The sequence below is a fragment of the Lysobacter korlensis genome, assembly GCF_042434515.1.
Map to the genome: position 1 here is coordinate 564,633 of NZ_JBHLTG010000005.1, position 12,551 is coordinate 577,183.

Genomic DNA, 12,551 nt, shown 5'->3' on the forward strand with positions numbered 1-12,551 from the left:
CATGTATCACCATCGTGGGCGCTCTACCGTGGCCTCATCGATGTACTCAGCGACACAGCTTGACCCCACGCAGCGATGAAGAATGCGACCTTGACGCTTCCTGAGAAGGGAGCACCGTATGAAAGCTGCACGTCGAACCGGTATCACGGTGGCACTGCTCACCGGCTTCCTCCTGGCAGGCACCCCGTCAACGTTCGCGGGCTTCGGCTGGCATGCGGCGGCCGACAGACCCCGCGTAGGCGCGCTCCCGGATACGACAATCTCGGCTGAGGAAAGCTCGTACTTCGCGACCCGAGGAACGGGTGACTCGCCGATGCATGAATTCCTGGTGTCGGTGCTCAACGATGTGCACAGGTACTGGTCGAAACAGTGGTCGGCGTACGGCTATCCCATCCCGGATGTCGCATTCCGGTTTCCTGCGCCCGGAGAACAGGTGCCGATCACCGTTGAATGCACACGAGACGGGACGGGCCTCTCCAACGACGCCACCGCCCAGTACTGCGCCATCGACGACGGGATCGTCATCTCTCAGGCGATCGCTGACCTCATCGGCAGAGGTGAGGTCGAGGTGAACGACGATCACATCGATCGGTACCGACCTGGCGACTTCTCGGTGGCGTACGTCGTCGCCCACGAATACGCCCACAACCTGCAGGCGGAGCTCGGCCTCATCGGCACCTCGGCCAACGGCAGAGCGCGACGCTACCCCGTTCACACAGAGGAGTTGCACGCCGACTGCTGGTCCGGCGTCTGGGCCCGGTCGGCATCCGACCGGCGGATCCTCGATCCCGGCGACATCGGGGAGGCGATACAGACCACCATGGACTTCGGAGACTACGAAGTCTGGGCGCACGACCATCATGGGACGCCGGCCCAGCGCGCCGACGCGTTCCTGGCCGGCCTGGCTGGCGGCGCACCCACCGTCTGTGACGGCTACCTGCAGACCGATTAGGCGCCGAGGCCGGCGTCCCGGGCGGCGATGACCGCCTCGGTGCGACCGGCGACGTGCAACTTGCCGAAGATGTTCGAGAGATTGTTTCGCACCGTCTTCGGTGAGAGGTAGAGCGAGCTCGCGATCTGCTGGTTCGACCGGCCCACGGCGACCATCTCCAGAATCTCCCGCTCGCGGGGTGTGAGCTGCGGGAACGGCAGCGCCGAGTCCTTCGAGATCGTGCCGACGAAGAACTCGCCGATCCGCGCCGCGATGCTCGGGCCGAAGATCGCGTCGCCGCCGGCAACGGCGCGGATCGCCCGGGAGATGTCATCCTGACGCGCGCCTTTCAAGAGGTAGCCGCGGGCCCCGGCCCGCATGGCGTCGAACACCGTCTCGTCGTCCTCCGACATCGTCAGCACCACGATGCCGATCTGCGGATGCTGCGCCACGATCCGGCGGGTGGCCTCGACGCCGTCCATCACCGGCATCTGGATGTCCATCACCACCACATCCGGCTTCAGCCGGGCGACGACCTCCAGCGACTCAGCCCCGTCGCTCGCGGTGCCGATCACCTCGACGCCGTCGATGGACGACAGCAGCACGCTCAGCCCGTCGCGATAGACGGGGTGGTCGTCCACCAGCACGGTGCGGATGACGTCAGACACGGGTTGCCTCCTCCTGCCGTTCGGCGAGCGGCAGTTCCGCCCGCACGGTGGTGCCGCCTTCCGGGCGGTCAAGCACCGCCAGCGTGCCGCCGAGCTCCTCCACCCGCTCTCGCATCGAGCGGAGACCGACGCCGCTCACCGCGTCCGCGGGGATACCGATTCCGTCATCGTCGACCTCGACGACGAGGGCGCCGTCTCGTACAGCGAGCGAGACGCGAACCCGGGATGCTCCCGAGTGGCGGTGGACGTTCGTCAGCGCCTCGCCGACGATGCGGTAGACGGCCACATCGAACGCGGGCAGCAGCGGCGGAATATCCGCATTGAATGTGACACGCGGCCCACCGGTGCTGCTGAACCGCTCGCACTGCAGCTCCAGCGCCCGCACGAGTCCGAGGTCGTCGAGCGCCGGCGGGCGCAGGTCGTGCACCACCCGGCGGATCTCCGCAACCGCCCCCGCGACATCCTCGGCGACCGTCTCCAGCACGGCGTTTGCATCGTCCGGGCGGGTGTGCGTGAGGTTCTTCGCCGCGTCCACCCGCATCGTGACACCCGCGAGGGCGGGGCCGAGGCCGTCGTGCAGCTCGCGGCGGAGGCGGTGCCGTTCGTCCTCCCGGGCGCGCACGAGGCGCTCTCGAATGGACTGCAGCTCCCGGCTCGCGGTGGTGGCCCGCACCGCGGCCACCGCCTGACGCACCAGGTCGGCGAGCAGCCGTTCGTCGCGGTGGCTCATCGTCCTGCGTCGCCCGGGTGCCATCTCGAGCGCCCCGATCCGCTCTCCTCGGTAGCTCAGCGGCATGACGAGTGGGTCTTCCGGGCGCGATCCCTGCACCGCGGTCAGCCGCTCACCGCCGGGCTGGTCGATCGTCACGGCGACGTAGGGGGATGCGAACGCGCTCGCCACCGAGCGGGCGATGTGCCGCAGCTGGTCGTCGGCCTCGTCGGAGTCCTCGAGCCGCCGCGCGAGCGATGACATGACGCCGTACGGGTCGCCGCGGCGGCCATTGACGAGCCGGTTCGCGAGGCCGAGCACTCGCTCGCGCAGCGGCGCGTAGGCGAGGAAGACGAGCACGACCGAGGCGATGGCCAGTGTCTGCTCGCCGATGAGGTGCCCGACCGCGGCGAGCAGCAGCACGTCGACGGTGACGATGCTGCCGAGCAGCAGTGCGTACACCACCGTCCAGCTGAAGACCTGGTCGATGCTCGCCAACCGGTAGCGGTTCACCGCGAACAGGATCGCCACGCACACCGCGACCGTCGCGGCGATGTTCAGGAGCTGCGCCGCGTGGTACGGGACGACCGAATAGTTTCCGAGCAGCACAGCCAGAAACAGCGCCGCGCCCCACACGATCCAGCGGAGCTGCCGACGGCGGGTGAGATCAGCGCCGATGCGGCGCGACGCGAGCACGAGGATGCTCAGGAGCACACCGAGGGTGGCGAGCACCGGCAGCGTGTAGAGGATGGCAGTCCAGAAGCCGGGGGGAAGCTGGACCCCCCAGTACGCGCTGTCCCACGTCCGGATCCGGGAATCGGGCTGGCCGAACAGGCTCCGCAGCCGGTGCCACGGCGCCGCCGCGTACGCGGCGACGGCAAACGCGAAGATTCCGAGCGCGGTGAACCCCAGCCACCGACACGGCCCGCGCGCCGGCAGGCGGCCGTCGGGAAAGAAGAGGAACACGACGGGCAGGGCGAACACCGTGACGAAGCCGAAGCGCTGGTTCAGGTAGTAGGCCGGCTCGGTCAGCGGCGACTCGATGCCGAGCGCAGCCACGCGGTTCACCCATGCTGCCGATGCCCCCACGAGGGCACCCGCGAAGCCGAAGCCGAGCAGGATGAAGGCGACGGAATGCTCCTGCGCGCGGCGCAACAGCAGGGCGCCCGTCATCGCCAGCACAAGACCGGGGATCGCGGCTGTCCATCCCGCCGAGACTGACGCCCGGAGGCCGGAGGTGAGCAGCACGACGTCTAGCACGATCGCCGTCGCAGTCAGCAGCAGCGTGGTCGCGAGCACCGCGCCGGCGGACAGCTGCGCTGCGCCAGACCGTCTGCTGCTCGCGTTCACGTTCAACATGCTGGCAGGAACGCGTCCCGCTGTCTCTGGGCGATCGTCCCGATCGACCCGGGAATGCTCCCGCCGGGCCGATGAGCACAGCCCCTGGGCGCCCGGGCTGAGCAAACGCGATCGTGGGATCGCCGGAGATCCCGGCGACACCTTCTTCAAGGAGCGCACCATGCACACCTCCTCTCCCATCCGTCGCGACCGGTCTGCGGCCGCCGCCGCCCCGTTCGTGGTGCCGCCGGCGTTCGTGCGGCTGACCGGTGCGTTCAGTCTCGCCGCGATGCTGCTGTTCGCCGCGACAATGGTGCTGCCGCTCTGGCCGTGGCCGGAAGCACGAGGCTACGGCGCGATCGCCGCAATCGGCTTCCAGGTATCCGTTGCGCTGCAGCTGATCATCGTCTGGCGGACGAACGCGGTCGGCTCACATCCCGCCTGGCGGGCGCTCGTCGTCGTCGCGGCGATTACCGCGGTCGCCGGTGCCACCGCCGAAGCGGTGGACAACCTCACCCCCAGCGCAACCACGTTGACGGTCGCCAACGCCACCTGGTTCCTGCTCATGGCGGCGATGGTCGTGGTGGGCGTCGGCGTCGTCCGAAGCGGTGAGTGGCGGCCGCCGCTGCGCTACCTCCCCCTGCTTGCGCACTCCTGGCCGATCGTGTTGATGCCGGCGACGGTGCTGCTCGGCGACGATGTCGCGTGGCCGCTGTACTCGGGCTACCTGTTCCTGGTGCAGACGCTGCTCGCCGTCACCCTGCTCCTGCGGCCGGATCTCACCGGAGCGCGCCGCGCCCGCACCGAGACGGCGGGGTGAGCCCTCCGGCCGCGCGGCACTCGGTCAGCCGCGCGGCCGGAGCCGCACGTGCGGCATCTCCGGCGCCGGCAGTGGCGGCAGCGGGTCGTCAGGGATTCGGCCGAAGCGGCGCTCGCCCAGTGCGGGCGTCGCGATCTCCTCGTTCCATCGCCGCCGCGCCTCGACGATCTCGTCGTGGCTGCGGCCGATGAAGTTCCACCACATGACGATCTGCTCACCGAGCGGCAGCCCGCCGATCAGCAGCAGCCGTGACGACGCGTCTGCCTCGATCCGGATGGTGTCGCGGCCGGGCGGCAGGTAGCCGAGATGCGCTTCGGGTAGGTCGTTGCCATGAACGCGGACCTTCCCGGTGTCGACCAGCACCCCATGCTCGAATGAGCGCTGCACGGGGATGTCGAGGGTCGCGCCGGCAAGGAGGTCGAGCTGCGCGCCGACCAGCGGGCTGAACGTCGTGGCTGTGCTTCGGGCCCCGAACAGCTCGCCGAGGAACACCCGGACGCTCGCGCCGCCGATTTCGAACGGCTCCGGCACGTAGTGCTCGAAGAACGGGTCGATGCCGAGCTTCTCGGCCGGCAACGCGAGCCACAGCTGCGCACCGTGCAGCACCTGTGTGGCATCGGTCGACACTTCGGAGTGCTGGATGCCGCGGCCCGCGGTCATCAGGTTCATCTCACCCGGCCGTACCAGTGGGTGCGCTCCGGTGCTGTCGCGGTGCTCGATCTCGCCGGAGAACAGCCAACTCACCGTCGACAGCCCGGTGTGCGGATGCGGCGGCACGACCATCGGCTTCGTCTCCGGACCGTACGAGTCGAGGAAGCACCACGCGCCGATCAGGCTCCGCGCCTTCTGCGGCAGCGTGCGCCGAACCGGCAGGGCGCGGGGGCCGCCGAGCGGCACCTCCCGAGGCTGCAGCACCATGAACTCCGCGGCCGGCGGCGTGCCGACGAGCACCGCGTCCAAGTCGATGCCGAATGTGCTCACAGGACGATTCTCCGCCCGATCGGGCCCTATTGCTGCTGGTCGTCGGCTGGTGGCTCTTCCGCGGGCGGTTCCTCGGCAGGCGGCTCCTCCGCAGGGGGCTCCTCGGCGGGCGGTTCTTCAGCCGGGGGCTCCTCGGCGGGGGGTTCCTCGGCGGGCGGCTCTTCAGCCGGGGGCTCCTCCGGAGCCGGCTCCTCGGGCGCCGGCTCGACCGGTTCCTCCTCGTCCTCGGTCGGCGTCGGACTGGGCGACGTCTCGCGTGTCGGGCTCTCCGTCGGCGCGGCGACCGGGCCGTTCTGGGTGAGCAGCAGCGCGGCCACCAGGCCGCCGATGAGCGCGAGTGCGGCAAGGAGCCCGAGCACCCATGGCCAGGCGCGGCGCCTTCGGTCGACGGTCTCGGTGGCGCCCGCCCCGCCCACGGCGGCAGAGCCTGCCGGGGCGATCGGCTGGGTGGGTGCGCCGCTGTAGACGGGGACATGACTCGCGACGACGTCCGGTTCCCCCGCCGCCGCTGCGCCGGCCGCCCCGCCCGCCCCGGCGGGGGCGATGAGCTCTGTCGGCGCGTCGGCCGCGGAGTTCGGCCGACCGTCGCCTGTGCCCTCCGCCGTCGGCAGGATCTTGGTCGGCGCTTCCTCGCTGGAGATCGGCTCGGTCGGCGGTTCTGCGCCTGCCGTCCGCTCGGCGTCCGGGTCCTCACGCGGGGTGTCGGTCATCGGGCCTCCTTCGGGGCCAGCCTATGGGCGGGCGTCGTCGCCCTGCTGAACTGCGGTGATCCGCCTTCACCGGGCGTTCATCCAGCACTGCAACTGCGACCATCCCACGCGCACCTCCGCCGTTCCCCGGGCGTTCTCAGACACGTCACGCCCCCAGCGAACAGGGGAGTTTTCGCGGAGCCCCGTCGTTACTCTCTTTGTATCGGAGCCGCCAACCTGCATCGGCACCGGAGGAGATAGAGATGTTCGAGAGATTCACGGACCGCGCCCGTCGCGTTGTCGTCCTGGCCCAGGAAGAGGCCAAGATGCTCAACCACAACTACATCGGCACGGAGCACATCCTGCTCGGTCTCATCCACGAGGGTGAGGGCGTGGCAGCGAAGGCGCTCGAGTCGCTGAACATCTCGCTCGACGCCGTGCGCGAGCAGGTTCAGGACATCATCGGCCAGGGGCAGCAGCAGCCGACCGGCCACATCCCGTTCACCCCCCGCGCCAAGAAGGTGCTCGAGCTGTCGCTGCGCGAGGCGCTGCAGCTCGGCCACAACTACATCGGCACGGAGCACATCCTGCTCGGCCTGATCCGCGAGGGCGAGGGCGTCGCAGCCCAGGTGCTCGTGAAGCTCGGCGCCGACCTCAACCGGGTGCGTCAGCAGGTGATCCAGCTGCTCTCCGGGTACCAGGGCAAGGAGCAGGTCGCCGTCGGCACCAGCGAGCAGGCGGCCGACAAGGGCAGCCAGATCCTCGACCAGTTCGGCCGCAATCTCACGCAGGCCGCCCGCGAGGGCAAGCTCGACCCGGTCATCGGGCGCGAGAAGGAGATGGAGCGGGTCATGCAGATCCTCTCCCGCCGCTCGAAGAACAACCCGGTGCTGATCGGTGAGCCCGGCGTCGGCAAGACCGCTGTCGTCGAGGGCCTCGCCCAGGCGATCGTGCGCGGGGATGTGCCGGAGACGCTGAAGGACAAGCAGCTCTACACGCTCGACCTCGGCTCCCTCATCGCCGGCAGCCGCTACCGCGGTGACTTCGAGGAGCGCCTGAAGAAGGTAACCAAGGAGATCCGCACCCGCGGCGACATCATCACCTTCATCGACGAGATCCACACCCTCGTCGGCGCGGGTGCCGCCGAGGGTGCGATCGACGCGGCCAGCATTCTGAAGCCGCTGCTCGCCCGCGGTGAGCTGCAGACCATCGGCGCCACCACGCTCGATGAGTACCGCAAGCACTTCGAGAAGGACGCCGCGCTCGAGCGGCGGTTCCAGCCGGTGCAGGTCAACGAGCCGTCGCTGCCGCACGCGATCAACATCCTGAAGGGCCTCCGCGACAAGTACGAGGCGTTCCACAAGGTGTCGATCACCGACGGCGCGATCGTCGCCGCGGCGAACCTCGCCGACCGCTACGTGCAGGACCGGTTCCTGCCCGACAAGGCGATCGACCTGATCGACGAGGCCGGCGCCCGCCTGCGTCTGTCGATCCTGTCCGCCCCGCCGGAGCTGCGTGAGTTCGACGAGCGGATCGCCGGCGTGCGCGCCCAGAAGGAAGCCGCCATCGAGGACCAGGACTTCGAGAAGGCCGCGAGCCTGCGCGACGAGGAGAAGAAGCTCCTCGGCGAGCGGCTGCGCCTCGAGAAGCAGTGGCGCTCGGGCGACGTGGCCGCGAACGGCACCGTCGACGAGGGTGTCATCGCCGAGGTGCTGGCGAACGCGACGGGCATCCCGGTGTTCAAGCTCACCGAGGAGGAGTCCAGCCGCCTCATCTTCATGGAGAAGTCGCTGCACCAGCGCGTCATCGGTCAGGAAGAGGCCATCTCGGTGCTCGCCAAGACCATCCGCCGCACGCGCGCTGGCCTCAAGGACCCGAAGCGCCCCTCCGGCTCGTTCATCTTCGCCGGTCCCACCGGCGTCGGCAAGACGGAGCTGGCCAAGGCGCTCGCCGAGTTCCTGTTCGACGACGAGGGCGCGCTGATCTCGCTCGACATGAGCGAGTACGGCGAGAAGCACACCGTGTCGCGGCTGTTCGGTGCCCCTCCCGGGTTCGTCGGCTTCGAGGAGGGCGGCCAGCTCACCGAGAAGGTGCGCCGGAAGCCGTTCAGCGTGGTGCTGTTCGACGAGATCGAGAAGGCGCACCCCGACATCTTCAACTCGCTGCTCCAGATCCTGGAGGAGGGACGTCTGACAGACGGTCAGGGTCGCGTGGTCGACTTCAAGAACACGGTCATCATCATGACGACCAACCTGGGCACGAAGGACATCACCGGCGGCCCGGTCGGCTTCACGATCGAGGGCAACACCGAGACGAGCTACCGTGCGATGCGCGGCAAGGTCGTGGAGGAGCTGAAGAAGCACTTCAAGCCCGAGTTCCTGAACCGTGTCGACGAGACCATCGTCTTCCCCCAGCTGAACCAGGACGAGCTGCTGCAGATCGTGGACCTGTTCATCAAGCGGCTCTCCGAGCGCCTGCTGGACCGCGACATGACGATCGAGCTCTCCGACGAGTCGAAGCGCCAGCTGATCAAGCTGGGCTGGGACCCGGCTCTCGGCGCCCGCCCGCTGCGGCGCGCGGTGCAGCACGAGATCGAGGACCGGCTCAGCGAGCAGATCCTGCACGCTCAGCTGACCGCGGGCGACCACATCGCGGTCGACTACCAGGACGGCGAGTTCGTGTTCACCACGACGAAGCGCGCCGGCTTCGCGGCGCCGCAGGAGCCGATCGGCATCGAGGCGTAGTCCTTTCCAGGGAAGCGCTCGGAGGGGCGGTGGGGGAACCCGCCGCCCCTTCGGCATTCCCGGGATGCGGAAGTCGAGCATCCGTCCGTTCCGAAAACGACGGAGATTCGGGGCGGATAGGCTTCTCACGGCCCCATCGGCGGCCGGATCGGCAAGATCTCCTTCGTTTTCGGCAGGACCGGGGTGCGCGTGAGCGGGTACACAGTGCGACGGGCGCGCACGACCGACGTCGGCGGCATCCAGAAGCTGATCGAACCGCTCGTGCAGCAGCGCATCCTGCTCGGCAAAGACCTCGTGGTGCTCTATGAAGACGTGCAGGAGTTCCGGGTCGCGGAGGCGGAGAACGGCGAGCTGATCGGATGCGGCGCGCTGCACGTGCTGTGGGAGGACCTCGGCGAGGTGCGCACCCTCGCGGTGGCGCCCGAATGGCTGAAGCGCGGGGTCGGCGCGGCGCTGCTCGAGCGGATCGAGGCCGACGCACGCGAGCTCGGGCTGACGCGGCTGTTCTGCCTCACCTTCGAGACGAAGTTCTTCGGCGCACGAGGCTTCCTGCCGATCGGCGAGAAGGTGGTCGAGCCGGAGGTCTACGCAGAGCTCGCCCGCTCGCATGACGAAGGCATCGCGGAGTTCCTCGACCTCGCCCGGGTGAAGCCCAACACGCTCGGCAACACCCGGATGCTGAAGGTGATCTGACCGAGGAGAGGTGAGGCCGCCGGAATCGCGGCGCGCATCCCAGGCCACAGCCACCGTGGCGGTTACCCTGGCCGCATGTCGACCTCCCGAACGCCGGTCGGCCCGTTGCCGCCGAAGGTCTACTGGCGACGCCGCATCGTCGTGGGGCTCGGGCTCCTCGCGGTGATCGTCGCCATCGTCCTCATCGTCATCCGCCCAGGCCAGGGCGGCGCGACGCCGCCGTCCGACCCGCCCGCGAGTTCTCCGGCCCCGAGCCAGTCGGCCGAACCGGACGCCGGCGAGACCGCCGAGCCGGACACGGACGCCGAGGAGGAGCAACCCGCCGACGGTTCCCCAGCCGCGTGCAGCGCCGCATCCGTGACGCTCGAGGCCGTCATGGACAAGGACAACTACGCTGCGGGGGAGCTGCCGCAGCTCTCCCTCAAGGTGACGAACACGGGCGCCACCCCATGTGTTCTCGAGGCGGGCACGGATGTGCAGGAGTACCGGATCACCAGCGGCTCGGACCTGATCTGGTCGAGCTCGCACTGCCTGCAGAACCCGCAGCCATCGGAGATCGTGCTCAAACCGGAGCAGTCGGTCTCGCCGACACCGTTCGAATGGAGCCGTGAGCGCAGCGACCCGAACACGTGCGATGGGGAGCGCCCGGCCGTCATCGGCGGCGGGGCGACCTACGTGCTCCAGGTCTTCGTCGGCGACCTCCAGTCCGAGCAGAACCGCTTCGTCCTGCTCTGACGCCCGGTCCCTGAGCCCGTCGCTCGTACCGAGCTTGCCGAAGTGAATGGACCCTCCGGGTCACCCGTTCGATCGCCCCCACGCCGTTCGTTAGCCTCGAAGCATGGCCCGACCGATCTCCGCCGACGACCGCAACTACTCAGCGCCGATGCTCGCCGCGGCGCTCGCGAAGCAGGACACCGCCGAGGTGGCGCTCGCGCTCCGCAACGGCAAGGTGGTCGTGCCGCTGCTCGATGTGCCGGGCCCGGATCAGGTGCGCGTCTTCCGCCGCGACGACGCGGACAAGTACATGCTGCTGCTGTTCTCGTCGGCGGAGAACTACGTGAAGATGGTGCCGACCGAGACGAATCAGCGGGTCGTCATGTACGACGGACCGGCGTTGCTCGACTTCCTGGAGCAGAATCAGGGCGTCATCGAGGCGGTCATCTTCGACCTGGCGGGTCCGGAGGCGATGCAGGCCGAGCCGGCAGAGGTCATCCGCGCTCTGAAGCTCGAGCGCCCGAGCAGTTAGAAATCCGGGATGGACGCGTCGTGCGTGCCCTTGCCCGCCTCGGCGAACGCACGTGAAACCGCATGCCCGAGCAGCTTGGATCCGCTGTCGACCAGGGTGGTGAACCCCAGCCGTCCCGCCTCCGCCGCCCGCTGCTTGCCCGAGGTCGCCGGCCGGATCTCCCCGGCGAGGCTGATCTCCCCCACGGCGGCGAGGGTGCCGGGGAACGCGATATCGCGGCTGGCGCTCATGAGCGCCAGTGCGATGGCGAGGTCCGCGCCGGGCTCCGTCACACGGATGCCGCCCACCGTCGACACGTAGACGTCGCAGTCGGAGAACTTCACCCTCGCCCGCTTCTCCAGCACCGCGAGCAGCATCGCGACCCGCGACGAGTCCACGCCGTTGACCACCCGCCGGGGCTGCGGTGCACCGCTCGACACGATGAGCGCCTGCACTTCGACCGGCAGCGCGCGGCGGCCCTCCATAGCGATGGTCACGCACGTGCCGCTCACCGGAGTGTCGCCGCGCGACATGAACAGGCCGCTCGGGTCCGGAACCTCCGCAATGCCGTCGCCGGTCATCTCGAAGCAGCCCACCTCGTCCGTCGGCCCGAACCGGTTCTTCAGCGCCCGCACGAATCGCAGTGCGGTGGCCCGGTCGCCCTCGAACTGACACACCACATCCACGAGGTGTTCGAGGAGGCGGGGGCCCGCGATGTTGCCGTCCTTCGTGACGTGGCCGACGAGCAGCACCGGCAGCGCCTTGTCCTTCGCCACCCGGATCAGGGTCGCCGCGACCTCCCGCACCTGCGCGGGTCCGCCGGCGAGCCCCTCGGTGAGCCCGGAAGACACCGTCTGCACGGAGTCGACGATCACGAGACTCGGACCCACCTCGTCGATCTGCCCGAGGATGGTGGCCAGATCCGTCTCGGACGCCAGATACAGCGACGGATGCAGCGCGCCGGTCCGCTCCGCGCGCAGGCGCACCTGGCTCACCGACTCCTCCGCGCTGACGTAGAGCACCTTCGCGCCCGCCGCGGCGGCGCGCGATGCGACCTCGAGCAGCAGCGTCGACTTGCCGACGCCCGGCTCGCCGGAGAGTAGGATCGCGGCGCCCGGCACGATGCCGCCGCCGAGCACCCGGTCGAACTCCTTGATGCCGCTCGGCCAGCGTGGGCTCGGCTGGGTGTTCACATCGGTGATCGGGCGAGCCGCGGATCCGGCCGCGAGCTGCAGCGGCGCCACCCGCACCGCCGGGGGAGCGGCTGCCTCGCCGACGGTGCCCCACGCCTGGCAGTCACCGCAGCGTCCCACCCACTTCAGCGTCGTCCAGCCGCAGTCCGAGCAGCGGTAGTTCGACGCGGTGCGGGCCATGCGAGCCACCCTACGTGCCGCCCCCGACGCCGCTTGTGTCCGGTCCCGGAGTGTGCAGAACCCGGCGGACACTGGACAGGGGACGGTCGGTCCCTGAGCTCGTCGAAGAACCCAGGCGGAGCCCAACCGTGCAGGCGCGCGCCGCTCATGCATTAGGCTTTTCCGCGGTGGCGTGTCCGAGCGGCCGAAGGTGCAACTCTCGAAAAGTTGTGTGGGTTAACGCCCACCGTGGGTTCAAATCCCACCGCCACCGCCATTGTCCTGTCTCAGGACATAGGAAACGCCCGAACCCTCAGTGGTTTGGGAGTTTCTTCGTTTTCTGGGGTTGGTAATCGCGGTTCGGGTCGAGTTCCAGTTCGCGGAGTAGTTCTCCGGTGGCG

Annotated in this window: 11 protein-coding genes and 1 tRNA gene; 7 read left to right on the forward strand and 5 right to left on the reverse strand. The window is 69.2% G+C overall.

Annotated features, from left to right (window positions below):
* Window positions 1-118: 118 nt before the first annotated feature.
* Window positions 119-952 (forward strand): neutral zinc metallopeptidase, encoded by an 834-nt coding sequence (locus ACFFGH_RS22200; RefSeq protein WP_386672394.1) that lies wholly within the window; start codon window positions 119-121, stop codon window positions 950-952.
* Here the strand turns inward: ACFFGH_RS22200 and ACFFGH_RS22205 are convergent.
* Both ACFFGH_RS22205 and ACFFGH_RS22210 read right to left on the reverse strand, forming a co-directional pair.
* Window positions 949-1,599 carry a response regulator transcription factor gene (locus tag ACFFGH_RS22205; protein WP_386672396.1) on the reverse strand — a complete coding sequence of 217 codons (651 nt, stop codon included), beginning with the start codon at window positions 1,597-1,599 and terminating at the stop codon, window positions 949-951. The two genes, ACFFGH_RS22200 and ACFFGH_RS22205, sit on opposite strands and share 4 nt — an antisense overlap.
* Entirely contained in the window at window positions 1,592-3,658 is a 2,067-nt protein-coding gene (locus tag ACFFGH_RS22210) for a sensor histidine kinase (RefSeq protein ID WP_386672398.1), read from the reverse strand. Before ACFFGH_RS22210 ends, ACFFGH_RS22205 begins: the two co-directional genes overlap by 8 nt.
* A 169-nt stretch (window positions 3,659-3,827) precedes the next feature.
* On the opposite strand from ACFFGH_RS22210, the gene ACFFGH_RS22215 reads away from it, so the two are divergent.
* Window positions 3,828-4,466, forward strand: coding sequence for a hypothetical protein (locus tag ACFFGH_RS22215; RefSeq protein ID WP_386672400.1), 639 nt, complete (start codon window positions 3,828-3,830; stop codon window positions 4,464-4,466).
* A 24-nt stretch (window positions 4,467-4,490) separates the two neighbouring features.
* Here ACFFGH_RS22215 and ACFFGH_RS22220 read toward each other — a convergent pair whose 3' ends face one another.
* A complete protein-coding gene (locus tag ACFFGH_RS22220) occupies window positions 4,491-5,447 on the reverse strand; it encodes a pirin family protein (RefSeq protein ID WP_386672402.1) in 957 nt (318 codons plus the stop codon).
* A 26-nt stretch (window positions 5,448-5,473) separates the two neighbouring features.
* Complete coding sequence (locus tag ACFFGH_RS22225; RefSeq protein ID WP_386672404.1) at window positions 5,474-6,157, reverse strand: hypothetical protein; 684 nt, start codon at window positions 6,155-6,157, stop codon at window positions 5,474-5,476.
* Between the two features lie 242 nt (window positions 6,158-6,399).
* Between ACFFGH_RS22225 and ACFFGH_RS22230 the strand changes: the two genes are divergently transcribed.
* From ACFFGH_RS22230 to ACFFGH_RS22245, 4 genes are all read left to right on the forward strand, one after another.
* Window positions 6,400-8,880, forward strand: coding sequence for an ATP-dependent Clp protease ATP-binding subunit (locus ACFFGH_RS22230; RefSeq protein WP_386672405.1), 2,481 nt, complete (start codon window positions 6,400-6,402; stop codon window positions 8,878-8,880).
* Window positions 8,881-9,069: 189 nt separating this feature from the next.
* The gene (locus ACFFGH_RS22235) at window positions 9,070-9,573 is read left to right on the forward strand and encodes an amino-acid N-acetyltransferase (protein WP_386672407.1); all 504 of its coding nucleotides are present in this window, start codon (window positions 9,070-9,072) and stop codon (window positions 9,571-9,573) included.
* A gap of 75 nt (window positions 9,574-9,648) precedes the next feature.
* Complete coding sequence (locus ACFFGH_RS22240) at window positions 9,649-10,308, forward strand: hypothetical protein (RefSeq protein ID WP_386672409.1); 660 nt, start codon at window positions 9,649-9,651, stop codon at window positions 10,306-10,308.
* Between the two features lie 103 nt (window positions 10,309-10,411).
* Window positions 10,412-10,819 (forward strand): SseB family protein, encoded by a 408-nt coding sequence (locus tag ACFFGH_RS22245; RefSeq protein WP_386672411.1) that lies wholly within the window; start codon window positions 10,412-10,414, stop codon window positions 10,817-10,819.
* Here ACFFGH_RS22245 and radA read toward each other — a convergent pair.
* On the reverse strand, window positions 10,816-12,171 hold the full coding sequence (gene radA / locus ACFFGH_RS22250; RefSeq protein WP_386672413.1) for a DNA repair protein RadA: 1,356 nt from the start codon (window positions 12,169-12,171) through the stop codon (window positions 10,816-10,818). The genes ACFFGH_RS22245 and radA overlap by 4 nt on opposite strands.
* Window positions 12,172-12,337: 166 nt before the next feature.
* On the opposite strand from radA, the gene ACFFGH_RS22255 reads away from it, so the two are divergent.
* Window positions 12,338-12,427, forward strand: a tRNA-Ser gene (locus ACFFGH_RS22255).
* Window positions 12,428-12,551 lie beyond the last annotated feature (124 nt).